Annotated in this window: 24 protein-coding genes; 5 read left to right on the forward strand and 19 right to left on the reverse strand. The window is 59.8% G+C overall.

The annotated features are described in order from the left end of the window. Positions 1–41: 41 nt before the first annotated feature. Positions 42–1,037: a bifunctional riboflavin kinase/FAD synthetase gene (locus QKE19_RS00325; RefSeq protein WP_042388641.1), complete on the reverse strand. Its 996-nt coding sequence runs from the start codon at positions 1,035–1,037 to the stop codon at positions 42–44. Positions 1,038–1,101: 64 nt separating this feature from the next. On the opposite strand from QKE19_RS00325, the gene truB reads away from it, so the two are divergent. Next, a complete protein-coding gene (truB, locus tag QKE19_RS00330; protein ID WP_224433135.1) occupies positions 1,102–2,088 on the forward strand; it encodes a tRNA pseudouridine(55) synthase TruB in 987 nt (328 codons plus the stop codon). A 16-nt stretch (positions 2,089–2,104) separates the two neighbouring features. On the opposite strand, the gene QKE19_RS00335 is transcribed toward truB, so the two are convergent. The 9 genes from QKE19_RS00335 to rimP all read right to left on the reverse strand — a co-directional run bounded on the left by QKE19_RS00335 (position 2,105) and on the right by rimP (position 11,991). Next, on the reverse strand, positions 2,105–2,818 hold the full coding sequence (locus QKE19_RS00335; protein ID WP_347890080.1) for a 4'-phosphopantetheinyl transferase superfamily protein: 714 nt from the start codon (positions 2,816–2,818) through the stop codon (positions 2,105–2,107). Next, a complete protein-coding gene (locus QKE19_RS00340) occupies positions 2,797–4,203 on the reverse strand; it encodes an MATE family efflux transporter (RefSeq protein WP_149420960.1) in 1,407 nt (468 codons plus the stop codon). The genes QKE19_RS00335 and QKE19_RS00340 overlap by 22 nt, the downstream gene beginning before the upstream one ends. A gap of 4 nt (positions 4,204–4,207) precedes the next feature. Further along, positions 4,208–5,269, reverse strand: coding sequence for a DHH family phosphoesterase (locus QKE19_RS00345; protein WP_049170820.1), 1,062 nt, complete (start codon positions 5,267–5,269; stop codon positions 4,208–4,210). Between the two features lie 42 nt (positions 5,270–5,311). Then, the gene (gene rbfA / locus QKE19_RS00350; protein WP_347890083.1) at positions 5,312–5,743 is read right to left on the reverse strand and encodes a 30S ribosome-binding factor RbfA; all 432 of its coding nucleotides are present in this window, start codon (positions 5,741–5,743) and stop codon (positions 5,312–5,314) included. A gap of 361 nt (positions 5,744–6,104) precedes the next feature. Next, complete coding sequence (locus QKE19_RS00355; protein ID WP_048733528.1) at positions 6,105–6,833, reverse strand: hypothetical protein; 729 nt, start codon at positions 6,831–6,833, stop codon at positions 6,105–6,107. Positions 6,834–6,853: 20 nt separating this feature from the next. Then, positions 6,854–9,742, reverse strand: coding sequence for a translation initiation factor IF-2 (infB, locus tag QKE19_RS00360; RefSeq protein ID WP_126108001.1), 2,889 nt, complete (start codon positions 9,740–9,742; stop codon positions 6,854–6,856). Between the two features lie 129 nt (positions 9,743–9,871). Continuing rightward, the gene (locus tag QKE19_RS00365; RefSeq protein WP_016422585.1) at positions 9,872–10,264 is read right to left on the reverse strand and encodes a YlxR family protein; all 393 of its coding nucleotides are present in this window, start codon (positions 10,262–10,264) and stop codon (positions 9,872–9,874) included. A 171-nt stretch (positions 10,265–10,435) separates the two neighbouring features. Further along, a complete protein-coding gene (nusA, locus tag QKE19_RS00370) occupies positions 10,436–11,422 on the reverse strand; it encodes a transcription termination factor NusA (protein ID WP_070862709.1) in 987 nt (328 codons plus the stop codon). Next, positions 11,419–11,991 (reverse strand): ribosome maturation factor RimP, encoded by a 573-nt coding sequence (gene rimP, locus QKE19_RS00375; protein ID WP_016422583.1) that lies wholly within the window; start codon positions 11,989–11,991, stop codon positions 11,419–11,421. Before rimP ends, nusA begins: the two co-directional genes overlap by 4 nt. A 101-nt stretch (positions 11,992–12,092) precedes the next feature. Between rimP and QKE19_RS00380 the strand changes: the two genes are divergently transcribed. Next, complete coding sequence (locus tag QKE19_RS00380; RefSeq protein WP_224783777.1) at positions 12,093–13,058, forward strand: DUF4439 domain-containing protein; 966 nt, start codon at positions 12,093–12,095, stop codon at positions 13,056–13,058. On the opposite strand, the gene QKE19_RS00385 is transcribed toward QKE19_RS00380, so the two are convergent. After that, positions 13,055–14,827 (reverse strand): proline--tRNA ligase, encoded by a 1,773-nt coding sequence (locus QKE19_RS00385; protein ID WP_016422581.1) that lies wholly within the window; start codon positions 14,825–14,827, stop codon positions 13,055–13,057. The genes QKE19_RS00380 and QKE19_RS00385 overlap by 4 nt on opposite strands. 60 nt (positions 14,828–14,887) lie before the next feature. Between QKE19_RS00385 and QKE19_RS00390 the strand changes: the two genes are divergently transcribed. Continuing rightward, on the forward strand, positions 14,888–15,625 hold the full coding sequence (locus QKE19_RS00390) for a peroxide stress protein YaaA (protein ID WP_347890176.1): 738 nt from the start codon (positions 14,888–14,890) through the stop codon (positions 15,623–15,625). On the opposite strand, the gene QKE19_RS00395 is transcribed toward QKE19_RS00390, so the two are convergent. From QKE19_RS00395 to mqo, 7 genes are all read right to left on the reverse strand, one after another. Further along, positions 15,622–15,903, reverse strand: coding sequence for a hypothetical protein (locus QKE19_RS00395; protein WP_224783776.1), 282 nt, complete (start codon positions 15,901–15,903; stop codon positions 15,622–15,624). The genes QKE19_RS00390 and QKE19_RS00395 overlap by 4 nt on opposite strands. Continuing rightward, entirely contained in the window at positions 15,896–16,987 is a 1,092-nt protein-coding gene (gene cobA / locus QKE19_RS00400; protein WP_347890087.1) for a uroporphyrinogen-III C-methyltransferase, read from the reverse strand. Before cobA ends, QKE19_RS00395 begins: the two co-directional genes overlap by 8 nt. A gap of 10 nt (positions 16,988–16,997) precedes the next feature. Continuing rightward, the gene (locus tag QKE19_RS00405; RefSeq protein WP_049170806.1) at positions 16,998–18,374 is read right to left on the reverse strand and encodes a cobyrinate a,c-diamide synthase; all 1,377 of its coding nucleotides are present in this window, start codon (positions 18,372–18,374) and stop codon (positions 16,998–17,000) included. After that, positions 18,368–18,988 (reverse strand): cob(I)yrinic acid a,c-diamide adenosyltransferase, encoded by a 621-nt coding sequence (cobO, locus tag QKE19_RS00410; protein ID WP_042389270.1) that lies wholly within the window; start codon positions 18,986–18,988, stop codon positions 18,368–18,370. The genes QKE19_RS00405 and cobO overlap by 7 nt, the downstream gene beginning before the upstream one ends. Continuing rightward, on the reverse strand, positions 18,969–19,646 hold the full coding sequence (locus tag QKE19_RS00415) for a VWA domain-containing protein (protein WP_016422575.1): 678 nt from the start codon (positions 19,644–19,646) through the stop codon (positions 18,969–18,971). The genes cobO and QKE19_RS00415 overlap by 20 nt, the downstream gene beginning before the upstream one ends. A gap of 106 nt (positions 19,647–19,752) precedes the next feature. Beyond that, on the reverse strand, positions 19,753–20,910 hold the full coding sequence (locus QKE19_RS00420) for an AAA family ATPase (protein WP_347890089.1): 1,158 nt from the start codon (positions 20,908–20,910) through the stop codon (positions 19,753–19,755). 93 nt (positions 20,911–21,003) lie between these two features. Then, the gene (gene mqo / locus QKE19_RS00425; RefSeq protein ID WP_049170803.1) at positions 21,004–22,500 is read right to left on the reverse strand and encodes a malate dehydrogenase (quinone); all 1,497 of its coding nucleotides are present in this window, start codon (positions 22,498–22,500) and stop codon (positions 21,004–21,006) included. A gap of 163 nt (positions 22,501–22,663) precedes the next feature. On the opposite strand from mqo, the gene QKE19_RS00430 reads away from it, so the two are divergent. Both QKE19_RS00430 and mtr read left to right on the forward strand, forming a co-directional pair. Beyond that, positions 22,664–23,704 (forward strand): alpha/beta hydrolase, encoded by a 1,041-nt coding sequence (locus tag QKE19_RS00430; protein WP_347890090.1) that lies wholly within the window; start codon positions 22,664–22,666, stop codon positions 23,702–23,704. A 67-nt stretch (positions 23,705–23,771) separates the two neighbouring features. Next, entirely contained in the window at positions 23,772–25,211 is a 1,440-nt protein-coding gene (mtr, locus tag QKE19_RS00435) for a mycothione reductase (protein ID WP_049189664.1), read from the forward strand. Here mtr and QKE19_RS00440 read toward each other — a convergent pair. Then, entirely contained in the window at positions 25,208–26,671 is a 1,464-nt protein-coding gene (locus QKE19_RS00440; RefSeq protein WP_347890091.1) for a cobyric acid synthase, read from the reverse strand. The genes mtr and QKE19_RS00440 overlap by 4 nt on opposite strands. Position 26,672 lies beyond the last annotated feature (1 nt).

A 26,672-nucleotide genomic window follows, 5' to 3' on the forward strand; every position in this document is an offset into this window, starting at 1 on the left:
GCTTGTGGACCGCAGTCACAGCCGACGTTTTACTTTAACAGCTAATCGGTCTTAGCCAAAATGGCTTCGGTGTCTGCCACGTCCTGGTTCATCCGGTCAATGAGCTCCTCGACCGAGTCGAACTTCTCCATGCCGCGAATCCGGTCGACAAACTCAACCTGCCCAGCGGTGCCGTAGAGGTCCGCATGACGGTCAATCACGTAGGCCTCGACCGTTCGATCAGTGTCTCCAAAGGTCACATTAGTGCCCACCGACACGGCCGCTGGGTAGCGCACCCCAAACTCGATATCGCCCTTCGGGTCCGGCTCCGGGCGGGCTGCCGTCGGCTGAACCGTGAACCATGCCGCGTAGACACCATCAGCCGGGATTGCCAGGCCCTCAGCGAAGTCAATATTGGCGGTCGGAAAGCCCAGCTGCGCTCCTCCACGCCCCTGACCTGGAAGAACATCACCATCGACACGGTAGAAGTACCCGAGACACGAGGCGGCTGCGGACACCGCACCGTCGGCAAGCAAACCGCGAATACGTGTCGACGAAACACGTTCGGTCGAGTCCGCGGCAGTGACGTCGAGAAGGTCGACGATGGTGACGTCGACCCCACACTTACAGCCGTGCTCCGGCATAGTCTCGGCGGTACCTGCGGCCTTCTGCCCATAGGTGAAGTTCTGGCCAACGAAGACGGCCTGTGCATTCAGCTTGTCGCGGACAACGGTGCGTACAAAGTCTTCTGCGGGGATGCTGGAGAAGTTCTTGTCGAAAGGCACGACAAGCATGGCATCGATTCCCTCCGCTTCTGCCAGCTCGGCGCGACGGGACACGGTGGACAGTGCCGGCGGCACCTTATCCGGGGCAAACAGCGCTACGGGATTGGGGTCGAAAGTCATCAACAGCGATTTCACGCCACGAGCGCGAGCGTCACTGACCGCAGCAGCTATCAGGCGCTTATGCCCAAGATGAATACCATCGAACACTCCGATGGTTACGACCGTGTCCCCCAGGTCTTCGGGTGCATTGTCCAAGCCATACCAAATCTCCACAGAGAGCCAGTGTATCTGGTCACCGTTTAACACACCGCATATAGCGCAACATAGGATTGCGTCTATGACCGACTTCGATCCGATTGCAGACTCCGGCATTGTTATCGTCGACAAGCCCCAAGGCTGGACAAGCCACGATGTAGTGGGCAAACTCCGTCGAATCTTCCGCACCAAGAAGGTCGGCCACTCCGGCACCCTCGACCCCATGGCCACCGGTGTGCTCGTCCTCGGCATCGGCCGCGGCACGCGTTTCCTACCGCATGTCCACGCGGACACGAAGTCCTACCAAGCCACCATTCGGCTCGGCGCTGCCACGCTTACCGACGACGCCGAAGGCGAGTTGCTCTCCGAATCCTCGGCGGCATCGGTGACTGATGAAATGGTTCGAGCGGAAATTGCGAAGTTCACCGGCACAATCATGCAAAAACCCGCGGCGGTATCAGCGGTGAAGATTGACGGCGTCCGCGCCTACGAGCGCATCCGCCGTGGTGAGAAGGTCGATATCCCTGCGCGCCCAGTGACAATCACCCGCTATGAGGTTCTGGACATCCGCCACGACTCCGATCCTTCGCGCCCCGGGGAGTGCATCGATATCGACGTGGAGGTCGACTGCTCTGCCGGCACTTTCATCCGCGCCCTAGCTCGTGACTTGGGGGATGCATTGGGGGTCGGTGGTCATCTCACCGCGCTTCGACGTACTGCCGCCGGCGTTTTCACTATTGATGAGGCGTTGACTATCGACGAACTCACGGCGAAGGCCGAGCAGTTCGACACCGCCAATCCAGAAATTGCGGAGATGCGACGCCCAGTCCCGGAGCGCGCCGCTTCCTTGCTGCCGATGAGTCTGGACGAGGCCTGCCTGCGTTGCTTTGATACCCGCGAAATTACTGAACAGCAGGCGGCTGATTTGGCTCAGGGCAAGTGGCTGGAGCCGATCGGAAAACCTGGAGTCTATGCGGCGGTGTCACCAACGGGAAAGGTTCCGGCGCTGCTCACAGAATCTGGCAAACGGGCTAAGACGGTCTTCGTGGTGCGCCCGGCCACGCTGTGACTACCTCTCAAGGATTTTAAGACTGCTCGAGCCACACCGCGGTTGCAACGATGCCTGCACCGCGAGCCCAGAAGCCTTTTACTCCGCAGAAGGCGTCGGGGATCTCACGGTGAAACGTTAGCTGTAAAGGTCCGCCTGTGAGTCCTCGGGAAAAACCTCGCGCTGCTATCCGTTTCTTTCGCAGTTGGACGGAGACTTCGTCGAAGTCTAGCCACTGCCCGACTATCGGCTCCCAGAGTTTGTACATTGATTCCTTGGCGCTAAATTGCACCAGCGGGTCAAGGCGTGCTTCGTCAGTGCGCAAGACTGCCTCGATGATTCCTAACTCTAGAGTCTGCTCGACCTCGACATCGATGCCAATCCCCTGCAGCTGTTCAGCGCTCGCGGACACGGCTGCCACGGCCCTGCCGCAGTGGCTAATTGACCCCACGATCCCTTGTGGCCACAGCGGCGCTCCGGTGGCCGACATGCCAATCCCATGTGGGGCAGACTCTCCTAGCCGTTGCACCGCCTCATGCGCAGCGAGGCGCCCTCGGGTGAAATCACGGATTCGAGCAGGTGCTGCACTATCAGACAGCCTCAACTCAGCAGTACGGAGCTGCTGCAATTCCGCATCACTAAACGGACGCTCGGCATTGGAGTCAATAACCAGCCGGCTACCGGCGGGCAAATGCCTGGCCAGGTACTCCTGGACGTCGGCAAGCACACTCATGCGCTGATGCCGTACCATTTCTCTCCACGGAAACGGGTAGCGACAAAGATTAGTCGCAGAATCATGAAGGCCAAGAGACCGCACCACACGCCGGTCAGCCCCCAGCCAAATGCCTGCGCCAGCCAGACCGGTGGGAGGAATCCGCACAGGACCGCGCTAACGGTGGCGTTACGGAGGAAGGCTGCGTCGCCGGCGCCGAGCAACACGCCATCGAGCGCGAAGACGACACCGCCGATAGGAATCATTGCGACAAGAATCCACCATGGTCCGGCGGTGACTGCGTCAATCACGCCTGTTGCGTCGGTAAAAATGCGGACGATGCTGGCATTACCTACTGCGAAAACAGCCGCTAGGCCGAGGGCAATGACGCTTGACCAGACCGTCACGCGCTTGCCAGTCCAGCGGGCAACGGCCGTGGAGCTACCGCCCAACGCTGCACCGACGAGCGTCTGTGCAGCAATCGCTAGCGAGTCGAGCACCAACGAAATCAGATTCCACAGTTGCAGCATGACCTGGTGCCCACCGAGCGTGGTCGGCCCAACGCGGCCAGCAACCGCGGCGGCGGAGAGGAACGCTACCTGGAAGGACAAGGAGCGAACGATGAGATCGCGGCCGAGGACCAGCTGGCTTTTGATAATGGCGCCATTCGGGCGCATGGAAAGCTTGCGGCTAGAGCACTCTTTGAAAAGACTGCGGAGGAACAGTCCGCCGGTAATCAATTCGCCGAAGAGAACGGCCAGCGCAGAGCCCTCGAGACCGAAGGCGCGGACCAGCGGCACAATCACAATGGCGGCCGGAACAAGGCCTGAGAGCACAAATAGCAGCGGCGCGCGGGTGTTTTGGATACCGCGCAACCAACCATTTCCAGCCTGCGCAATCAACGTCAGCGGAATGGCGAAGGCAGCAACTCGCAACCACTGCCCGGCATCATGAGCGACCTCCGGATGAGGAGCTAACCAACCGGTAAATACTGGTGCCAACCCCACGATGATGGCAAAGAGGCTAAGGCCCACAAAGATGGCGACCCACGTCGCTTGCAGTCCCTCTTCAACCGCCTCGTCCACGTTGCCCCTGCCAAAGGCTCGCGCTGATCGGGCGGTCGTGCCGTAAGCCAAGAAAGTAAGCTGCGTAGTTACCACAGAAAAAACCGTCGAACCAGCGGCAAGCGCCGCAAGCTGAACAGCTCCAAGCCGACCGATGACAGCCGTATCCAGCAGCACATAGAGTGCGGGCGCGGCAAGAACACCCAACGCTGGCAGCGCAAGCGAAACGATTGCGCGAAGGCTGACATCTGACTTCGCACTGTGCCCGGTTCGCTCTATGCCGGTTCGCTCTATGCCAGTTTGCTCTATGCCAGTTTGCTCAATCTCAGTGCGCTCCTGAGTTTCTCGCGAGTCCGACAATCCCCTAGGCCTCGCTCGTGCCTCGGCGTGCCTGGGCTGCGACATCGCTGGTGTCCAGGATGGCCTGCAGCAGCTCATCCTTGCTGCACTCCCGAGTCAGACCGGCGGCACGCTCGTGGCCACCGCCGCCAATTTCCAGGGCGACCTGGGAGACATCGACAAGCTCGCGAGAACGCAGCGAGACGGCCCACTGGTTTGGCTCATACTCCTTAAGCACGGCACAGACGTCGGCCGCATTAGTCGTACGCACAATGTCCACGACCGATTCAATCTCATCGTGGCCAACTTCGGCGGTCTGGTCGTGCTCAATGACGACGTGGATTAGGCCAGCGCCGTCGCCCCACTCGGGCACCAATGTCGCGGTGGAAAGCACCTTGCCCAGGAATGGAAGGTAGGCAAACGGATGTTCTTCCAGCAGCTGTGCACCAATCGTGCGCGGATTGAGCCCCTTATCCAGCAGGCGCGCCGCTGCAGTGTGCATGCGGGAATGGCCGAACTGGAACGATGCGGTGTCCGTCAACAGCCCTGCATAGAGAGCATGAGCCATCGGCGTGGTCAGCTTGATACCCCAGACACCAAAGAAGTCCAGGAGCACCATGGTCGAGGACTCTGCGCGTTCGTCAACCATGTTGACGGACCCAAAGCGAGTGTTGGTCGCGTGATGGTCAACATTGATAACGCGGTCGGAGGCCATCACGCGATCTTCCAGCGCACCGAGGCGCCCCGGGCTTGCGCAGTCGACAGTCACCCACGTGTCAATGTCTTCATCCAAGTCCGTGTACTCGACAAATCGCTCCCATCCGGGGATGGTCAACAGCGACTTGGCTGGCAAATCGCTCTCACCGTAGCTGGCTACAGCCGAAATGCCACGCTGTACAAGTGCCATGACCATCGCAGATGCAGCACCAATCGCATCCGCATCGGGGTGAACATGGGCAATGACGCCGACCTTCTTGGCGTCGGCAAGCATATCCTGCATCTGCTGAATCGGCTTGGACATGCGGCGATTAATCGCCTGGGAAAGCTGGTGAGCTGCCTGCTCCTGAGCCTGCGGAGAAGTGGTCACGTGGGTGCCCCTTTCATCGATAGATGTGGCCGGTGGAGAGTTTTACTCCTCGTCGCGGTATGGGTTGGCATCGCCTGCGGGCTTTGCGTTTCTAGCCTGCTCAGCCAATTCCGCGTCGCGCGCGCGAGTCTTATCGAGCAGCTCCTCAAGGTGCGCGGAAATCTCCGGCACCGTGTCAACCTCAAAAGCCAGCGTCGGTGTGTAGCGCACACCGGTGCCACGACCGACCAGGGAACGTAGCTGCCCCTTCGCCTTTTCCAGCGCTGCTGCTGCCGACTCGTAGTCCGATTCCTCGTCGAGCGTACGTCCGCGCACAGTGTAGAAAACTGTGGCGTCGTGCAAATCGCCGGTGACGCGGCAGTCGGTGATAGTCACAAACTCCAGCCGCCGGTCCTTAATCTCACGCTCAATTGCGCTGGCGACAATCTCCTGAATACGCTTGGACAGCCTGCGCGCGCGTGCTGGATCTGCCATTTTTGGCTACTCCCTATCTATCTCTACCTGTGCGTAACGATTCGTAGCTAGACCCCATTTAGCGTGGGGCCTGAAGTGCCCCTTCGCTGACAAAGACCCATTTGGGATCCGACAAAACGGTTCAATACAAAGGACTGCTAATACTAACACGCAAAACACTACTCAACTTCGAACCGCATGTTTCGCGACTTCGCCCGCACCCGTTTACCGAGTGCAGTCAATTGCTTCGCCGCACGCTCGCCCTTTGTTATTAACCCATTAATCATCACGACAACACTGCCACCACCATCGATGTCATCGACGGCATGGGGAGTCGCTACTACGGAATTGCGCAGCTGAAACGCAGCCTACCCGTACGCTCTTAACGGCGCTCCACGAAGTTGTACATCGGTAACCCATTAACATGGGAGCAGTCAGGCAGTGAATCCATCACACTATCCTGCAATGGTGTTTCTCCCTCGATGCCGAAAATCCATTTAACCGCAGCATTACCTAGCTCCAGCGGATGGAAAAGGTAACTTACCTCACCATTTTTATCCTTGGGCGCCACACTGCCATGGGTTTGTTCCCATTCAGCCACATCCGTCGGATGTAGTACCTCGACGTGTTCACCGTTAGCGAACGGTACCTCAAAATCCAACAGTCGTCCAGAGCTGAAAAACCGCTGCATGTCAAAATCATAGTCTTCGCAGCTTGCTTCTAATTCCCTGGTAGGAGTCTTATAGTGGCAGAAATCGACAACACTATTGATGCACAGTGACCAACTTTCGCGAGGATCGTTCGCCAACGCTGGGTCCTCAATAAGGTCGTATACGTCGTCGGTCCCGAAAAGCAGCGTTGGCCCAAACGCTACCGCGTGGAAGTACCAATTATGACCATCCTCAATGGTTTCTTCGGAATCAAAGGCGAATTTCCCTGGCCAAATCTTGTCCAATTGCGCAAGAGTCTCCTCTGCGCTCGCAGGAGGATAATTCAAAATATTCGTTCGCGGCAGTTCATCTGAGAGTGCAAAGAGATTAGTTTTGAAGCCCATAACGAACACGATACGCAAAAAGGCACTCCCCGAGGGGAGCGCCTTATCAAAGTTCACGCAGTGTTTAGCTTACGTCGCTACGTGCGCGGAACCTCGACCATCTCGTAGACCTCGATAACGTCGTCCACCTGGATGTCCGGGTAGGACAGCACCATACCGCACTCGTAACCGGCTGCGACCTCGGTGGCATCGTCCTTCTCTCGCTTCAGCGACTCGATAGTCGCCGAATCCGTAATGACGTTGCCGTCACGAACCAGGCGAGCCTTCGCGTTGCGGCGGACCTTGCCGGACTCGACCATACAGCCGGCGATGAGGCCAACTGCGGAGGACTTGAAGATGGCGCGAATCTCTGCACGACCAATCTCCTTCTCCTCGTAGACCGGCTTGAGCATGCCCTTCAGAGCAGCCTCGACATCCTCGATAGCACGGTAGATCACCGTGTAGTAGCGGATGTCAACGCCCTCAGCATTGGCAACCTCGGTGGCCTTGCCCTCGGAGCGAACGTTGAAGCCGATGATGACGGCGTCAGACGCAGCAGCCAGCGTGACGTTGGTCTGCGTGACAGCACCGACACCACGGTCGATGATGTTCAGAGCGACCTCGTCGTCGACCTCGATCTTGAGCAGGGCTTCTTCCAGTGCCTCGACGGTACCGGCGTTGTCGCCCTTCAGGATCAGGTTGAGGGTGTTGGTCTCCTTCAGAATCTCGTCCAGGTTCTCCAGGGAGACGCGCTTGCGACGACGTGCTTGCAGCGCATTACGACGACGTGCGTCGCGGCGGTCTGCAATCTGGCGGGCCGTACGATCCTCGTCAACAACCAGGAGGTTGTCACCAGCACCCGGTACGGAGGTCAGGCCGAGCACCTGAACCGGACGGGAAGGACCGGCCTCATCGACGTCGTTGCCGTACTCATCGACCATGCGGCGAACACGACCATATGCGTCACCGACAACGATGGAATCACCGACGCGCAACGTACCGCGCTGAACGATAACGGTTGCCACCGGACCACGGCCACGGTCAAGGTGAGCCTCAATGGCGACACCCTGAGCGTCCATATCCGGATTGGCGCGCAGATCCAGCGAAGCATCGGCAGTCAACAGCACTGCTTCGAGAAGCTGATCGATGTTGAGACCTTGCTTAGCGGAGATATCGACGAACATAGTGTCGCCGCCCCACTCTTCGTCAGTGAGACCGTATTCAGTCAGCTGACCACGAATCTTCTGCGGATCTGCAGTTTCTTTATCAATCTTGTTGACTGCAACGACAATCGGCACATCAGCGGCCTTGGCGTGGTTAATAGCCTCAACCGTCTGCGGCATGACGCCGTCATCAGCTGCAACAACCAGAATCGCGATATCGGTCGACTTGGCACCACGAGCACGCATGGCGGTAAACGCCTCGTGACCCGGGGTATCCAGGAAGGTAACCTTGCGCTTCTCACCGTCGAGCTCCACCGGCACCTGGTAGGCACCGATGTGCTGGGTAATACCACCGGACTCGTGTCCACCGACGTTGGCCTTACGAATCGTGTCCAACAGGCGCGTCTTACCGTGGTCGACGTGACCCATCACAGTTACCACTGGCGGGCGCTGCTCCAGGTCCTCATCGTCGCCCTCGTCCTCACCGAACTGGAGGTCGAAGGACTCGAGGAGCTCGCGGTCCTCATCCTCAGGCGAGACGACCTGGACCTTGTAATCCATCTCGTCGCCGAGCAGCTGCAGGGTCTCGTCGGAGACCGATGCAGTTGCCGTCACCATTTCGCCGAGGTTGAACAACGCCTGGACCAGCGATGCTGCATCGGCGTTAATCTTCTCAGCGAAGTCAGACAGGGATGCACCACGTGCGAGGCGAATGGTCGTGCCCTTACCGTTGGGCAGCTTAACGCCGCCTACCACGGATGGTGCCTGCATTGCCTCGTACTCGTTGCGCTTCTGACGCTTCGACTTACGTCCGCGACGCGGGGCGCCTCCTGGTCGCCCGAATGCACCTGCAGTTCCACCGCGACGTCCGCCGCGACCACCGCGCGGTCCGCCACCCGGGCCACCCGGGCCGCGACCACGGCCGCCGAAGCCACCGCCACCGCCACCGCGGCTTGCCTTTGCAGGCATCTGCCCCGGGTTCGGGTGCGAAGGCATCATTGCCGGAGTCGGACGATTGCCGCTCGGCTTATTACCGCGGCCCTGTCCACCCTGCGGGCGAGGGCCACCCTGGCGTGCTCCCGGTTTCGGGCCCGGACGGCCGTTTCCACCCTGCGGGCGAGGGCCACCCTGGCGTGCTCCCGGCTTCGGGCCCGGACGGCCGTTTCCACCCTGCGGACGCGGCATGTTGGACGGCCGCGGTGCCGGACGGGAGGATCCGCCGGTCGAGAATGGGTTGTTCGCCACACGCGGTGCGCGTGCGCCTGGCTTCGGCCCTGGCTTCGGGCCAGCAGGCTTCGGCGGGCGTGGCATTTCTTGTCCCGGCTTCGGCGAACGGGACGGTGCAGCTGGCTTGGCACCCGGCTTTGCCGCCGCTGGTGCAGCAGGCTTAGCGCCTGGCTTAGCTGCTGGCTTGGCACCCGGCTTTGCCGCCGCTGGTGCAGCAGGCTTGGCACCTGGTTTTGCAGCTGGCTTGGCACCCGGCTTTGCCGCCGCTGGTGCAGCAGGCTTAGCGCCTGGCTTTGCAGCTGGCTTGGCACCCGGCTTTGCCGCCGCTGGTGCAGCAGGCTTAGCGCCTGGTTTTGCAGCTGGCTTGGCACCCGACTTAGCAGCAGCCTTGGTAGTTGGGGCCTGGGCAGACGCGTCAGCACCTGCGCCAGCATTCTTCTCTTCGTAGACCTTCTTCATCTTCCTGACGACGGGTGGTTCCACCGTCGAAGAAGCGGTCTTAACAAACTCGCCCTGAGCCTTCAGCTCGGCGAGTAGTTCTTTGCTGGTGACCCCGAGCTGCTTAGCGAGCTCATGGACACGTAGCTTTCCGGACACTGCTCTCCTCACTAGTGGGGGCCGAGCAGCGCCCGATGGCGGATTTGTCCGCGCACCGAGAGCGCCTGCAGGGCTCCCTCTTATCTATTGCCGTTCATCGCTGATGCTTCATCGTGTGCTCATCAGTGTTCAGGTCTTTCTGTTGTCATTTTTCCTGCCTCCCTGCTTAGCGACACGCACATCGTCAGCGGGGGCGAAACCCTCCGCCGCTTCGTAGTGCGTGGCGATAAACTGTTTAACCGGAAACGCATCTACCTGCGTAGATACCTTCAGTGCGCGGCCAAATGCACGGCGCTTGTCGGCGATCTCCCAAGCCTTTAGTGTTGGGGTGATCCAGGCACCTCGCCCCTGCATCCGACGATGCGGATCAGCAACGACGGCTACTGAGCCATCTGAACGGGTGGTGGCGACAATGCGTAGCAGCTCCGAGCAATTGTGGCGCTGCTTAGTTGCAATACAGGTACGTGTGGGTGCAGGCGTATGAGTTGTCGAATTCGGGTTTAGCACCCGCGAAGTCGTCATACTCCTGACGCACCCACCTTCCTGCTAAGAAATTCAGCGCGAAAATTCGCATAGGAAAATCACGCCTTGTCGTTTGGCCACCTCCCAGCATAACCCGAAAAGGCGGAAAAGTGCCAACCCCCTAGGCACTTTCCCGCCACTTTCGCAACCGCTGGGACGCTGACGTTGTGTCTACTCCGCGTCGGAGTGGATATCGATTCGCCAGCCGGTCAGACGAGCCGCCAGACGGGCATTCTGTCCCTCCTTGCCGATAGCAAGAGAGAGCTGGTAGTCGGGCACCACAACGTGTGCACGGCGCTCGTCCATGTCCAGAATCTTGACACTAACTACCTTGGCGGGCGCCAGCGAGTTACCAACGAACTTCGCCGGATCCTCGTCGTAGTCGATGATGTCAATCTTCTCGCCCTTGAGCTCATTCATAATCGAGTTCACACGCTGACCGCGGGGCCCAATGCAGGCGCCCTTAGCGTTGAGGCCCTTGACCGTGGGGCGTACAGCAACCTTGGTGCGGTGACCGGCCTCGCGCGCAATGGAAATCAATTCCACTGCCCCATCGGCAACTTCCGGAACTTCAAGTTCGAAGAGCTTACGAATGAGCTCCGGATGCGTGCGTGACAGGTGAATCGCAACACCGCGCGGTGTCTTGTTCACACCGACGACGTAGCACTTGATGCGGTCACCGTGCTTGAGTTCCTCACCTGGCAGCTGCTCAGCCGGCATCAGAATACCGTCTCGGCCGTTGGCCTCCGAACCGATGTGGACGACGACAATGCCCTTTTCATTGGCATAGACATCGCGCTGGACCACGCCGGAAATGACCTGATTAGACAGGTCTGCGTATTCGTCGAGAACCTTATCGCTCTCCGCATCCCGCAGACGCGAAAGGATGGTCTGACGAACAGCGAATGCAGCGGTACGCTCGAAGTCCTCCGGAGTGTCGTCCCATTCGGAGATGAGATTGCCCTCGTCGTCTCGCTCCTGGGCAAAGACTATGACGTCACCGGTCTCACGGTCGATTTCGACGCGCGCATACTGTGCCGGTGCGGTGGTGCTACGGTAGCTTTCACGCAATGCTCGGGCGACCAGTCCCAGCATTTCGTCGACAGGAATACCCTTTTCCTTTTCCAAGGTTCGCAGGGCAGCTAGTTCAATCTTCACTTGTTATCCTCCAGCCTGGTCAAGGCATCGTCATAGTCTAGTCCCGCAAAATCCTTCTCGGCTGCGGGCGGATTAGAGAATTCAACTTGTACCACTGCACGGGCCACATTGGTTAATTGGACACGCTGGCCAACAGCCTTCAAACGTCCCTTTGGCCCCTTAGAGGTAACGAGAATGATGGATTCTTCATCCGGCGACAGCGCACCAATGCGGGCTGCAATCGCGGAACCGTCGGCAAGCGAAATCTCCGCAATACGACCACGGTTACGACGCCAGTGCCGAGGCTGGGTCAGCGGTGCGTCAATACCAGGAGTGGAAACTTCCAAGGTGTAGCCCTGAGCGCCGAAGTCCGCTTCACCACGTGCCTCCGCTGCATCCAGAGCCGAAGATACTTCATACGTGGCTTGTTCCAGAACATCGAGGTCAGGACGCTCATCTGCGTCAACTAACACAATGACCTGTGACTTTGCGCCGGCGCGAACGACCTTGACATCTTCCACATCCAGGCCGATTTGTGCGAGCGCCGGGCTCACAAACTGTTCAATTTTCTCGGGTGCGGGTATCGCCATAGTCGTAGAGTCTACAGGTCAAGTACTAGGAATTGCGCACCTGGGCGGTTTCCACACACCGCGTTGACACAAAGTGCCGCCCGCCGTGGCACCATAGTGAGGTGATTGTTGAACCTCCCTCCCCCAGTTTTGCTTCCGCATCGCATCGCACTCGTACTCTCTCGCGCCGTGGCTTCCTCGCTGCTGCCCTCGCCGTGGGATCATTTCCTGCGCTTTCCGCGTGCTCGCATCTGGTGGCACCGCGCCCCGATTACGCCATTGAGGTTCTCCATGCGCTGGCGGCGCGCGATGCACAGTCGCTTAGCGACGCCAATCCTGACCTCGCAGCGGTGCGCTCCGCGCAGGTAACCGAACTGGATAAGGAAATCACACGCGCCTGCGGTACCCACAAGGACGGTAAACCTGTCGATGAATGTGGCTCGGACGTAGCAGTCCCAGGATCCCTGGTTACCGGTTCCGATGCGAAATTACTGCTCACGGACTCGCGAAACAATCCCGTACTGACGAATGCCTTGGATTCACGCACTGCATTGCGGGAGGAGTACACTGCGCGCCTCGCCACGGCTGTCGATGGCGGTATCGTCCTCGCTCTGCGTGTTGCGGGCGCTGAGTGGGAGGAGCTTGTCCCATTGATTCCCAGTGACAGGGATGAAATCTCGGGTGCCGAAGAACAGATGACTAAGGCACTGCAAGCCGAATATATGATGATTTACGGTGTCGGCGTAGCCGCACCACGTGTCGGAGGCGATACCACTACTGCACTTTTGGCCCGTGGCGAGCGCCACCGAATTTTGCGCGATCGTGCCCGACTAATTCTGGAGGATTCCGACGTTGAGGTGCCGGAGAGCGCACCTGGCTATATGCCGGAAGGCGCTCCTTCGCCAGATACGGCACCCGTCGATTACATGATTGCATTGGAGCGCTATTGTGCCCAGGCGTGGGAAGACGTATTGCTCGCTGCTAATAACCCTCGGATGCGTATGTTCGCGCTGCAGGCAGCTGGCGTGGCTGCCGCCGGAGCGGCAGCGCTAGGTGGCAACAACTTGGAGCCGTTGCCCGGGCTCTAAGCCTTGCGAACCAGCTCCGCGACGTGAGCTGCAATGCCGTCAGCGGCGACCTCGTCGGTCTCGTTGGTCAGGCGGTTACGCAGCTCCACCTTGCCGTCCGCGTAGCCACGGCCAAAGATGACCACAAACGGCATACCCAGCAGCTCGGCGTCCTTGAACTTCACACCGGGGCTGACCTTCGGACGGTCGTCGAAAAGCACCTCAATGCCCTGCTGGCTGAGGTCTTCCGCCAGCTGTTCAGCGGCCTCAGCTGCTTCGGCGTTCTTGCCGGCCACAGCGATGTGAACCTTGTACGGTGCCGCGGCAACTGGCCACTTGAGGCCCTTTTCATCCAACTGCTGTTCCGCGAGGACAGCGACCAGGCGGGACACGCCAATGCCGTAGGACCCCATCGTCGGACGAGCACGCTTACCGTTGACATCGAGGATGTCGATTTCAAAGGCGTTGGTGTACTTGCGGCCCAACTGGAAAATGTGACCGATCTCGATTCCGCGCTCGATCTTTAGCGTGCCATGCCCCTCCGGAGCCGGGTCGCCGTCACGCACCTCTGCGACATCGCAAATACCATCAATCTGGAAGTCGCGACCAGCGACCACATCGACGATGTGCTTGCCTTCCTCGTTGGCTCCTGTAATCCAATTTGTGCCCTCCGCCACGCGGGGGTCAGCAAGGACCTTCACACCGCGATCGGCGAGCCCCTGCGGGCCGACGTAGCCCTTGATCAGGAAGTCATTGGCTGCGAAGTCCTTGTCCTCCAGCAAACGCGCCTCACCCGGTTCAAATGCGACTTCAAGACGCTTTTCATCGACCTCACGGTCACCGGGAACCAGGATTGCGGTGAGCTGTTCCGGCAGGGCGTTGCCCTCCTTATCGACCTTCTTCGGGTCGACGGCGACGAGAACGCACTTCAAAGTATCGGCAGCAGTGACCTCGCGTCCGAGGTCCGCACCATTGGCCCAATCAACAAGTGCTGCGATTGTGGTGCAGTTCGGAGACTCGTAAACCTTCGCCTCCGGTTGTCCCTCAATCGGCTGCGGTTCGACTGCCGGAATCTTCACGGCTTCCACATTGGCGGCGTACTCACCGTCGGTGGAGACTACGAAGGAGTCTTCGCCACTTTCGCTAACAGCCAGGAACTCCTCGGAGGCCGAACCGCCCATAGCGCCGGAGGTGGCGTGGCAGATTTCGTACTTAATGCCCAGCCGGTCAAAAATTCGCTGGTAGGCACCGCGGTGCTGCTGATAAGAATTCTCCAGCCCCTCGTCGTCCATGTCGAAGGAGTAAGAGTCCTTCATCACGAACTCGCGGCCACGCAGAATACCTGCACGCGGGCGAGCCTCGTCGCGGTACTTGGTCTGAATCTGAAACAGCGTCGTCGGGAAATCCTTGTAGGAGCTGAAAAGATCCTTGACAGCCAGCGCGAACATCTCTTCGTGCGTCGGCCCCAGCAGGTAGTCCGCGCCCTTGCGATCCTTCAGACGGAACAGCTCGGGGCCGTATTCGGTCCACCGATTCGTCGCCTCGTACGGTTCACGCGGGAGCAGTGCAGGGAATGCCAGCTCCTGTGCGCCAATGCCTTCCATCTCCTCGCGCACAACCTTCTCTACGTTGCGCAGAACCTTCAAGCCCAGTGGCAGCCAGGAGTACACACCAGGGGCAGTTCGCCGGATGTAGCCGGCACGGACGAGCAGCTTGTGGCTAGGGACCTCGGCGTCAGCTGGATCCTCGCGCAGTGTGCGCAGGAACAGCTGGGACATTCGCGTAATCATGAATGCTGATTTTACCCGTCGATCATTCTTCGCAACATGCGGGGCATTACTATGGTGCCCATGCTCGTAGTCCTACCCCCATCTGAAACCAAAGCCACTGGTGGCAGCCATCCCGCAGTGGACTTTTCCTCGCTGAGCTTCGGCTCCCTCAACCCCATCCGCGAGCGCATTGCAGCCGATCTCGTGGAGTTAAGTGCGAACAGGGAGGCCGCGATGAAAACACTGAAGCTGGGGCCACGGCTTGCTGACGAAGTCACAGCTAATGCCGCGCTCCTAGAGTCGCCGACCATGCCGGCTCTCGAGCGTTATACCGGGGTGCTCTACGACGCACTCTCCCCCAGCGATTTGCCGGAAACCGGCCGTGCTCGACTCGCCATCGGGTCAGCGCTCTTCGGTGCCATTGGCGGAGACGACCTCATCCCCCACTACCGTCTCTCTGGCACGGTCAAGCTCCCCTTCGCGGATCAGCCTGCCGACGCAGCTCCGACGATGAAGCGCCGTTGGGGCACCGCCATCACCGAGGCTCTCAATGATGTCGACTTCCTCATCGACCTTCGTTCCGGCACCTACGCCAATCTGGGCAAAGTCAAGAGCGCGACAACGATGACCGTGCTCACCGCCGAGGGCAAAATCGTCAGCCACTTCAACAAGCACTACAAGGGTCTATTTGCCCGCGCTATCGCCCTTTCCGACACGGCACCGACCTCCCCCGCAGAGGCCGTCGATATCGCGCGCGCCGCAGGATACGACGTCTCGCTTGACGACGACACCCTCATCTTCCGCGTCCCGGAAAACTAAATGTCGTCGTTGTAGCGCTTCCGGCCTGCCACAATGGCGGCAATGAGCGCTATGACAGCGATGAAAATGCTGTCGTATCGCGAGCCTTCTCCGCCGAGGAGAAGGAGTCGGAAGATGATCATGGCTCCGAGGTAGAACACCAGGAAGGTCGCAGCGCCCATCCAGATGGCGCTACGCAGCTGATCGTCGGCAAGCAGTCGGGTAACAAGCCCTGCCTTTTGCTGCTCTGGCTCACGCTTCCTCGACTTGTTGTTGCTGGACTTGTTGTTCTTACTCATCGCCCTCATCCAGACCGGCGACTTCACCGATGACGATAACGGCGGGCGGCTTGATTGCCTCTTCGACCATTCTCTCGCCGAGCTCGCCGAGTGTGCAGCGTAGCGACCTCTGATTCGGCAGCGTGCCGTCCTGGATGACCGCAGCCGGAGTCTTCGGGCTGCGGCCAGCCTTCATCAGAGCCTCGGCAATCTTCGGCCCGTTCTTGACTCCCATAATGATGGCAATAGTGCCGTGCATCCGACCCAGCGCATCCCAATTGACCAGGGACGTCTTGTGCCCCGGTGGAACGTGACCGGACACGACAGTGAATTCGTGGTTGACGCCACGCATTGTTACTGGAATACCAATCGTCCCCGGTACCGCCAGTGCTGAAGTAATACCCGGCACAACGCGAACCGGTACCCCGGCCTTCTGTAGCTCCTGAAGCTCTTCAAAACCGCGGCCGAAGATGTACGGATCGCCACCCTTAAGCCGGACCACAAAGTAGCCCTCACGGGCACGATGAACTAGCAGTTCATTGATGCGCTCCTGAGCCATGGCGCGGCCGTAAGGAAGCTTGCCGGCATCAATAATCTCGACATCCGGCTCCAAGTCACCGAGCAGCGACAGTGGACCGAGGTGGTCTGCAACGACAACGTCGGCAAGCCGGAGCAAGCGACGCCCCTCAACGGTAATCAGACCGGGGTCGCCCGGGCCACCGCCTACGAGTGCGACCTGACCAGCGAGGTCCCCAGCGCGCGACGCGCGACGGCCGGTCAGCGCCACAGGAGTAAGCGGGCTGGAAGCCCCGGTTTCATCGTCGACGAGAATACCTCGGCGGTGTCCCTCTAGAGTCACCTCACGCAGCAACGCCTCGTCACAGCAGACCATGAGAGCCTTGCCCCAGCTCATCGCCTCGGTAAAGCCGGTGCGGGTCAAAGTAATACGGCCGTCTGCAGCCCAGGCCTCAATCGCAGTTGTTACTTCCCCACCTTCACACACAGTGACATCAGCGCCAGAGTCCAACAGCCGAGGAATCACGCGCTCTGCAGCCGTGGAACCGCCAACCACCAACACACCGTAGTCTTTGAGAAGCAAACTCATAGCTAACACTTTACCCGGCGCACGAAGCGACAAAGCGACTGACGTTCCCCGGCGCACCCGCCGGATGAACATGCAGGTAACCGGCATGAATCCGCCCAGACTCGGAAACGAAGCCGTCGCGAACTGTTTCGCCTTGATATCCACGCCAACCCCAGGCTGGTTGCCACCCGGCCGCAGCAGCGACACTTGCGGTGTCATCGGTTAGGGCTGTCTTGTGGAACTCGTGACCGCGCACGCGCGTTCCTACCGGGCACAGCACAGAATCAGTCAGCGCCACAGCCTCCCGGTACCCCAGCTTCAACCGTGCCATGTGCGCTCGCCCCGGGATGATGCCACACATACGGCGCCCACCGAGATCTTCAAGCAGCCAGAGCAGCCCCGCGCATTCGCCGTGGATCAGCGCACCATCGTCGGCAGCCTGACGTAGATCGCGGCGAATGTCATCACGAATAGATAGCGCGTCGGCATGCTCTTCTGGGAATCCACCGGGCACGATGTAGCCTTCGGCTTCCGGCAGTTCGTCAACCAATGGGTCGAAATCCACGACCTCGGCTCCAGCGGCCTGCAATAGCTCACGGTGCTCTGCATAGGTAAACGAGAACGCAGGACCCGCCGCGACCGCTACACGCACGCGGCGCTGAGTAGCCAGCGGTACAACGAACTGTGCGGGGTTCCATGGTTCAGCTGGATAGGGCTGCCGGGCAAGCTGGATAATCCGGTCTATGTCGATGTAGGTCTCCACCAAGTTGGCCATCGATTCAATGACCGCTTCTAGCTGCTCACCCTGCTCGACTGCAGTGACCAGCCCCAAATGCCTGCTGGGCACCTCAATATCAGTCACTCGCGGAATAGCGCCGAGCACCTCGACCCCCATGGTCTCCACAGAACGGGTAATGATGTCCGCATGCCGCGGGCTGCCCACCTGATTAATAATCACGCCACTGACACGGACGTCAGTGCGAAGCGTGGAGAAACCGTGGACAACAGCCGCCGCCGACTGCGACATATGCCGGGCATCAATCACCAACACCACCGGAAGTCCCAACAGTGAGGCAATCTCAGCCGTCGAGCCCTCCACCGATAGCGGGTCGTCACCAATGCGGCCGTCGAAAAGCCCCATAACCCCTTCGACCACCGCAATATCGCTGTCGGCAGCTCCATGTGCGTAGAGCGGCCCAATCATCTCAGGCGCGCACATAAAGGAATCCAGATTGCGGCCGGGACGACCAGCGGCTACCCCGTGATAGCCAGGATCAATATAGTCGGGTCCGACTTTGAAAGGTGCCACCGCGTGACGGCGCGACAGTGCACGCATCAGGCCCGTGGAGATTGTCGTCTTTCCCGTGCCTGATGCTGTCGCCGCGATGACAATTCCAGGCGCTACCACTCGATGCCCTTTTGTCCCTTACGTCCGACATCCATCGGGTGCTTAATCTTGGTCATCTCCGTCACCAGATCCGCGACCTCCACGAGCTTCGGATCCGCATCGCGGCCAGTCATCACCACATGCTGGCGGCCGGGACGGTTCCTCAATGTCTCCACCACATCGTCGACATCAATCCAACCCCACTTGATTGGGTAGGTGAACTCGTCGAGCACGTAGAAGTCGTGCACCTCATTTTCCAGGCGGCGTTTAATCTCCTGCCATCCCTCGGCAGCAGCTGCCGCATGGTCCTCCTCAGTGCCCTGCTTACGCGACCAAGACCAACCTTCTCCCATCTTGTGCCATTCGACCGGGCCGCCTTCCCCCGTGTCGTCGTGAAGCTCGCCCAACCGGCGCATGACAGCTTCCTCGCCAACCTTCCACTTTGCCGACTTTACAAACTGGAAGACACCGATATTCATCCCCTGATTCCACGCGCGCATCGCCATACCGAATGCCGCGGTGGACTTGCCCTTACCTGGGCCCGTATGCACCGCAGTAATCGGAATCATGCGACGCTGCCTGGTGGTCAGTCCATCGTTGGGAATTGATTTGGGGTCAAGCTTTCCTTGTGCCATGGTCTCGATGATAGGCATGGACCACGCCCGCCACGGCTTCGGCATTGAGTTCGGAGAGATTTATGCAGGTCGCACCCAATTCCACGCTGAGTTCCTGTGCCAGCCCCAGCCGCACGCGAGAGCGCTCACAGTCGATAACCACCGTCGCCGCCAACGCTTGACGACGGATCTTTGCGGCCACAGCCCTCGCCTGCTGCAGGCCATTTTTACCCGTTGCTCGGCCGTCGGAGAGCAAGACCATGATTGCGCGCCGTGTGGGCTCCCTATGGGCTTCCCGAACTACCACTTCGTGTGCCTTCAGCAATCCTTCGGCCAATGGAGTTCGGCCACCAGTGCGGACATCTGCGAGGCGACGTACTGCGGTGTCGATAGACTTCGTCGGCGGTAAAACTAATTCGGCGTTATTTCCGCGGAAAGTAATGACAGCGACTTTATCGCGGCTTTGGTAGGCATCACGCAGCAGCGATGTGACCGCGCCGGTGACGGCTGCCAGACGGTCGCGTGCTGCCATGGAACCCGAGGTGTCCACGACAAAGACGACCAGATTGGACTCAGTTCCCTGTCGGATAGCGCCGTGAACGTCCTCTGGTTCCAGAGGGATCATCGAGTCGCCCATCCGGGCGCCACGATTGGCCGCCGCCAACACTGTCGCCGGCACGTGGAGACCATGGCCTCCCCGCTCGGCACCAATGGTGCTGCCCCGCGGGCCAATGGCCTTGGAACGCCGGCCGGAATCCCCTTGGCCGACACCGTCAACGCTGATTTTACGAACGGCGAAAGGGGGCGCCTTCAGCGGCGCGACCTCCCTTCGATCCCGCGGAATTCGACTGTTGCGGCTCCTGAGGCTCGGAGTTGGAGTCGAACTGGGAGGGCTTCTCAGGTTTGACTTCGGGCTGGTCTGAGGTCTCCGAATCCGACTCTGGCTGATTCTGGTCATCTCGGAACTGCTCCTCTGCATCCTGCAGAGCATCGTCGAGCTGTTCCTGGTCCAGTCCTGGTTCATCAAAGGGGTCACGGCGACGACGGTGCGGCAGTGCCATTTCCGCAGCTACCTTAATGTCTTCAGCAGTGATCTCAATTGGATTGCCGGGTGCCGGCTGCGCCGACTCGTCCCCGGCTACTCGCCAGGCAGCGTGAGCGCGGGCGGTACGTGCAATGACGATGTCGGCACGCATCCCGTCCACATCAAAAGCAGCGCACACTGTGGCAATTTGACCAAGAATGTTGGGGGTCAATTCGACGTCGTCAAGCAGTGCGCGCGCGCGATCGATGCGGGCGTGCAGTGCCTCGTCGTCGGCGGCGAACCGCGTGACAAAGCTCTCCGGGTCGGCGTCAAAGTCGAGGCGGCGGGCGACGATTTCCGCGCGGACAGCCGGATCCTTGGATGCGGTGACGTCGATGGCGAGACCAAAGCGGTCGAGAAGCTGGGGACGCAATTCGCCCTCTTCCGGGTTCATCGTGCCGACCAACACGAACCTGGAGGTTGCGGAGTGCGAGATGCCATCGCGTTCAACAACCACGCGACCGGTGGCTGCGGCATCGAGAACGGAGTCAACGAGATGATCCGGCAGCAGGTTGATCTCGTCGACATAGAGAATGCCACCGTCAGCCGCGCTGAGTAGTCCCGGGTTGAACTGTGCGTATCCGGTAGTCAGGACGGTCTCCACATCGATGGAGCCTACGACTCGATCTTCCGTAGCGCCGAGTGGCAGGTTTACCAACGATCCGCTGAGAAATGGCGCCAACGCGCGGACCGTAGTGGTCTTGGCTGTGCCCTTCTCACCGCGGATGACGACACCACCAATCTCCGGGGATAGCGCGGTCAGAATCAACGCAAGCTGTAGTCGCTGCTGCCCGACGATCGCAGTAAAAGGAAAAGTGGGCTCTGTTTGTGCAGTGGTCGCTGACGTGATTTTTTCCATAAGCACAGTTCTACCCCACTGCAAGCGGATGGCTCACAGCGGGGTAGAACAATGTTGGCTTAATTGAACTCTCTGAAGCTCTTCAGCGAGTTACTAGCGCTCCAGCTTCAGGGTCTTCTGGGAAGCCTCCCAGACCTCCTTGAACAGAGCCGGGTCATCAGCCAGGTGCGTACCGTAGGACGGGACGAGCTCCTTCAGCTTTGGAGCCCACTTGCCCATGTGACGGCCGAAGCAGCGCTCAATCAGGCTAATCATCACAGCCGGAGCGATGGAAGCGCCCGGGGATGCACCCATCAGGCCGGCAATGGTGCCGTCCCACGAGTTGATGACCGCGGTACCGAACTCGAGGGTACCGAAGACCGGAGCCTTCATCGGCTTAATGACCTGGACGCGCTGACCAGCGACGATTAGCTCCCAGTCCTCTGGGCGAGCGTTCGGGACGTACTCACGCAGGGACTCAATACGTGCGTCGAAGTCCTTCAGAACCTCAGTAATCAGGTACTTGGTCAGCCCCATCTCCTGGACACCAACACCCATCATGGATGGCAGGTTGGCCGGACGCAGGGACTTAATCAGGTCCAGGTTGTTACCGTTCTTGAGGAACTTCATGTTCCAACCGGCGTACGGGCCAAAGAGCAGGCCGCGCTTGCCGTCGATAACACGGGTGTCCAGGTGCGGAACGGACATCGGCGGCGTGCCGACGGAAGCCTTACCGTAGACCTTGGCGTCATGCTTAGCAATGACTTCCTCGTTGGTGCAGCGCAGCCACTGGCCGGAGACCGGGAAGCCACCGAAACCGCGAATCTCGTTAATACGAGCCTTCTGCAGCAGCGGCAGTGCGTCACCGCCGGCACCGACGAATACGAAGTTGGCAACCAGGGTGCGAACGTCCTTGGTGTGCAGGTTCTTCACGGTGACGATCCACTTGGAACCGTCGCGCTTCAGACCGGTGACCTCGTGTCCGTAGCGAATCTCAGTACCCATATCGGACAGTGCGGCCAGGTACTGCTTGGTCAGTGCACCGAAGTTAACGTCCGTACCATTCGGGTTACGAATAGCGGAGACCGGCTTGGAGAAGTCACGACCCTCGGACATCAGCGGAAGGTACTCAGCGAAACGGTCCGGATCCTCAATGAGCTCCTGACCGTGGAACAGTGGCTCCTTCTCAAGTGCCTCATAGCGACGACGCATGAACGCCATCTGCTCCGGACCCTGAGCGAAGGTGGTGTGATCAACTGGGTTGATGAATTCCTTCGGGTCAGTCAGGGTGCCGTTTTCAATCAGCGAGGTCCACAGCTGGCGGGAAACCTGGAACTGCTCATTAATGAGCTTAGCCTTGGTGACATCGACCTTGCCGTTCTTCTCCGGCGTGTAGTTCAGCTCGCACAGAGCAGAGTGACCGGTACCAGCATTGTTCCATGGAGAGGAAGACTCCTTGGCGGGCTGATCGAGACGCTCGAACAGAACCTGTGACCAGGATGGCTCGAGCTCCTTGAGCAGCACACCCAGCGTCGCACTCATTACACCTGCACCAATGAGGACGACGTCTACCTCGTCGCCACTGGAAGCAGGAAGCTTGTTATCAGCCATTTTGCTGTCAACATCCTTACTAACTTGATTAGTGATTCAAACTAGCGCTCGCTCACATGCGCGCACACAACTAAAGACGCAAAAGAGAGCTACCGTCTCAGTCCATAATCTATTGTGGCACACATTCCCACTACCCCCGGTAATCGGCGCTAGGCTTGTCCCTGTGACTACCGATATTCCCGATTTCGTTACCCCCACCTTTAACCCCGATAACCTAGGCGAAGACTACAGCCAACATGTCATCGAACTCGGCCAGGATCCCGACGGTGAGGGGTCGGTATGCGCGGTATTGGTCCGCTACTGCCCCGACTCGTCGGCAAGCGACTTCCAAACGCGTCCGGCGGTTCTATGGATTCACGGGATGTCGGACTATTTCTTCCAGAAGCACGTAGCGGAGCGGTACCACGCCGAAGGCTACGCCTTTTACGCCATTGACCTGCGCAAGTGCGGGCGCGCGCACCAACCTGGGCAGACTTGGCATGGATGCAGCGATTTAACGAATTACTTCGAGGATCTCAACGGGGCACTCGCGGTGTTGGACCACGCCGGCCATACAACTGTCACTGTTAATGCGCACTCCACCGGCGGCCTCATTGCCGTGCTCTGGCTCGATTGGTTACGAAGCACAGGCGGCCACGGCCCGCAAGCACCCAATATTTCCGTCACGGCTGCCGTCTTGAACTCACCGTGGCTTACTCTGCACGTTTCCCGGGCAAAGGCGCCCGTGTACTCGCTGGTGACTCGCGTTATGTCGCGGATTCGCCCCAACAGTCTTATTCCAGTGCAGTCTGCGGGCGGCTATGGAAAATCCATTAGCGCCGACCACCAGGGGCGCTGGGAGTACAACCGCACTTTCAAGCCGCTGGCTGGCCATGACAAGAACTGGCGTTGGCTCAATGCCATCATCGTCGGCCAGCAACGTGTCAGCCGCGGTATCGACACCGGTGTGCCGACGCTCGTCCTCCACTCGGACAACTACCTTCTCGGCTCCGACTACACCCCGGAGCTCAGCCGCGTTGACTCTGTCCTCAACACTGAGCAAATTGCCGATGCCACTGCCCACCTGGGTCCGCAGGCGCGCAACGTCGCGATTCCGGGTGCCCTCCACGACGTGTATCTCTCCGCACCCGAAGCGCTAGACCGCGCTTTTAATGAGACATTCCAGTTCCTTGCCACGGTCAATCCGGGAGGCAGCTCAAAATAGGAGCACAGAATAGGAACTCGGAATAAATCAGCATTCAGTACGGTTGAACCAAACTAGTTTGACCAGAATGCTAGGAGTGCTTGTGACCACTGAGAATTCGCCTGAGACTACCCCACGCCACTACGACGTCATCATTATCGGAACCGGGTCCGGCAATTCCATTCCAGCCCCGGCCTACGACAATGTCCGTATCGCTCTGGTGGAGGAAGGACGTTTCGGCGGTACTTGCCTCAACGTTGGGTGTATTCCCACCAAGATGTTCGTTCTGGCCGCTGATGCCGCCCGCAACATCCGCGAGGCCAGCCGCCTGGGCGTGCACGGCACCTTCGATTCCGTTGATCTCAAGCAAATCCAGGATCGCGTTTTCGCCCAGCGCGTCGACCAGATTGCCGACGGCGGCGAGGCATACCGCCGCGGGGACGAGACTCCCAATATCGATGTCTACGACCGCCACGCAACGTTCGTCGGCCCCCGCACTATTCGCACTGGCATCGGCGAGGAAACCGTCGACATCACAGCCGACAACATCATCATCGCTGCAGGCTCCCGCCCTCACGTTCCGGGCCTCATCGCAAACTCCGGGGTGGATTACTACACCAACGAGAACATCATGCGCGTCGACAAGCTCCCGCGCGAAATGATCGTCGTCGGCGGCGGCTACATCGCTAGCGAGTTCGCGCACGTCTTCGCCTCCTTCGGTACGAAGGTGCACATGTTGGTGCGCTCCGATGTCATGCTGCGTGGCTCAGACGCCGCTATCTCCGAGCGCTTCCACGAGGTTGCCGCCCGCGACATTGACATCCGCATGAACACCTCCATCACTGCGCTCTCCCAGGAGGGCGAGATCGTCACGGTCACGCTTGACGACGGCACGGAGCTCGCAGCCGATGCCCTGCTCGTGGCAACCGGACGCATCCCCAACGGTGACCGTATGGACCTTGCAGCCGGTGGTGTGGAGATGCACGACGATGGTCGCATCAAGGTTGACCAGTACGGCCGCACCTCTGCCGAAGGTGTGTGGGCGCTGGGCGATGTCTCTAGCCCGTACCAGCTGAAGCATATTGCCAACCATGAGGCCAAGGTTGTCTTCCACAACGTGCTGAACCCGTCGGACCTGCGGGCATTTGACCACCGCTACATTCCGTCGGCAGTCTTCTCACATCCGCAGATTGGTCAGGTCGGTATGACCGAGGATGAAGCTCGCGCCTGGGCTGCGGAAAATGGCACGGAGATTACCGTGAAGGTACAGAATTACGGCGACGTTGCCTACGGCTGGGCACTGGAGGATCGCGATGGCTTTGCCAAGTTGATTGCGGACCGGGCCACCGGCCGCCTGCTGGGTGCGCATTTCATCGGCGAGCAGGCTGCCACCCTAGTGCAGCAGTGCATCCAGATGATGAGCTTCGAAATGGATGTGCGCGAAGTTGTCAAGGGCCAGCACTGGATCCACCCAGCACTGCCAGAGCTGATTGAAAACGCGATCCTGGGCCTGGAGTTCGATAACTAGCCCAGCTGTTCAATACCTGTGGCCTGGGCCAATGCGGGCCCAGCCAGGTACTTCTCGACTGCATCGGCCAACAGGTCGACCTGTCGCAGCCGTTCTGCGGCAAACGAAGTATTAGAGCTGACCTCAAAGCCGTCCCGACCGACGGCAACTGCGACTTCGCTCAGCAACTGACGGCGCGCCTGATCATTTTCCAGGTAGCCGTGGCGGTGCGTACCCATCACCATGCCACACCGCGCCCCTTCTTCAGGCTCAGTGATAAAGGGCGCCTCGCTGCTTCGCACAACCTGTCCATTGTGGACTTCGTAAGAGCCATCCGGGTGGCTCACCAGCGTCTTCGTCCCCGCGAATTCAATGTCGGTATCGAACACGCCAAGCCCGTTCACTGTCCCGGCTACCGACTCCACCGAGTCAGTGATAGTGGTGCAGAGCATTTGGAACCCACCGCAGATGCCGATCAGCGGCAGCCCCCAGGCAGCTCGGTTCTCCAGCACGTCGTCAAGCCCACGCTCGCGCAACCACTTGAGATCGGCGACCGTCGACTTCGTCCCGGGCAACACGACCAGGTCGGCGCGAGCAACGACCGACGGATCGACCGTCCACTGCACGTGTACCCCTGGTTCACAGGCAAGCGCTTCGATATCGGTGGCGTTGGACACGCGCGGCAAGCGAATGGCGGCCACGGACAACGTTTCCGTACCCAGCGGTGCGTTCGCCGGCCCTACCGACGCACCAGCGACTGTGCCGAGCGAATCCTCCGCATCGATCCACAGCCCCGGAATAAAAGACACTACGCCGAGTACGGGCACGCCGGTGTGCTCGCGCACCACGTCCAATCCCGGTGTCAACAGCGAAACATCGCCCCGGAACTTGTTGACGATAAAACCGGTAATCCGCGCGCGGTCTTCGGGGCTCAAAATTGCATGCGTGCCGACGAAATGTGCAAGCACCCCACCGCGGTCGATGTCGCCGGCGACCACAACCGGCAAATCAGCGAGCTCTGCCAAGCCCATGTTGGCGATGTCTGACTCTCGCAGATTGACCTCGGCAGGACTACCAGCGCCTTCGCACAAGACGACATCGAACTGCCCCCGCAGCTCTTCCAATGTCTCCGCGACTACCCCGCGCAACGCTTTTCGACGCGACCGGTACGTCAGAGCGCTCACATGCCCATCGGCTTTGCCCTTCACCACCACCTGACTAGTGTGGTCCGAGCCCGGCTTGAGAAGCACCGGGTTAAAGGAGACATCCGGCTCCAGCCCACAGGCGAGCGCCTGCAGAGCCTGCGCGCGCCCAATCTCGCCGCCGTCAAGCGTGACAGCGCAGTTGTTGGACATGTTCTGTGCTTTGAAGGGTGCGACCTTCACGCCGCGGCGCGCGAGCAGCCGACACATGCCGGCGACCAGAACCGACTTACCGGCATCTGAGGTGCAGCCGGCAATCAGAGCTGCAGGGGCCTGCACG

The sequence above is a fragment of the Corynebacterium sp. c8Ua_99 genome (assembly GCF_039907185.1).
Lineage (GTDB): Bacteria > Actinomycetota > Actinomycetes > Mycobacteriales > Mycobacteriaceae > Corynebacterium > Corynebacterium jeikeium_D.

Coding starts and splice junctions, on each gene's coding strand:
- rimP (WP_016422583.1), bottom strand. CDS start 11,991: ATGGCGATACCCGCACCCGAGAAAATTGAACAGTTTGTGAGCCCGGCG.
- QKE19_RS00395 (WP_224783776.1), bottom strand. CDS start 15,903: ATGAGTAAGAACAACAAGTCCAGCAACAACAAGTCGAGGAAGCGTGAG.
- truB (WP_224433135.1), top strand. CDS start 1,102: ATGACCGACTTCGATCCGATTGCAGACTCCGGCATTGTTATCGTCGAC.
- cobA (WP_347890087.1), bottom strand. CDS start 16,987: ATGAGTTTGCTTCTCAAAGACTACGGTGTGTTGGTGGTTGGCGGTTCC.
- QKE19_RS00390 (WP_347890176.1), top strand. CDS start 14,888: ATGCTCGTAGTCCTACCCCCATCTGAAACCAAAGCCACTGGTGGCAGC.
- QKE19_RS00385 (WP_016422581.1), bottom strand. CDS start 14,827: ATGATTACGCGAATGTCCCAGCTGTTCCTGCGCACACTGCGCGAGGAT.
- QKE19_RS00365 (WP_016422585.1), bottom strand. CDS start 10,264: ATGACGACTTCGCGGGTGCTAAACCCGAATTCGACAACTCATACGCCT.
- mtr (WP_049189664.1), top strand. CDS start 23,772: ATGCTAGGAGTGCTTGTGACCACTGAGAATTCGCCTGAGACTACCCCA.
- QKE19_RS00335 (WP_347890080.1), bottom strand. CDS start 2,818: ATGGTACGGCATCAGCGCATGAGTGTGCTTGCCGACGTCCAGGAGTAC.
- rbfA (WP_347890083.1), bottom strand. CDS start 5,743: ATGGCAGATCCAGCACGCGCGCGCAGGCTGTCCAAGCGTATTCAGGAG.
- cobO (WP_042389270.1), bottom strand. CDS start 18,988: ATGGCACAAGGAAAGCTTGACCCCAAATCAATTCCCAACGATGGACTG.
- mqo (WP_049170803.1), bottom strand. CDS start 22,500: ATGGCTGATAACAAGCTTCCTGCTTCCAGTGGCGACGAGGTAGACGTC.
- QKE19_RS00420 (WP_347890089.1), bottom strand. CDS start 20,910: ATGGAAAAAATCACGTCAGCGACCACTGCACAAACAGAGCCCACTTTT.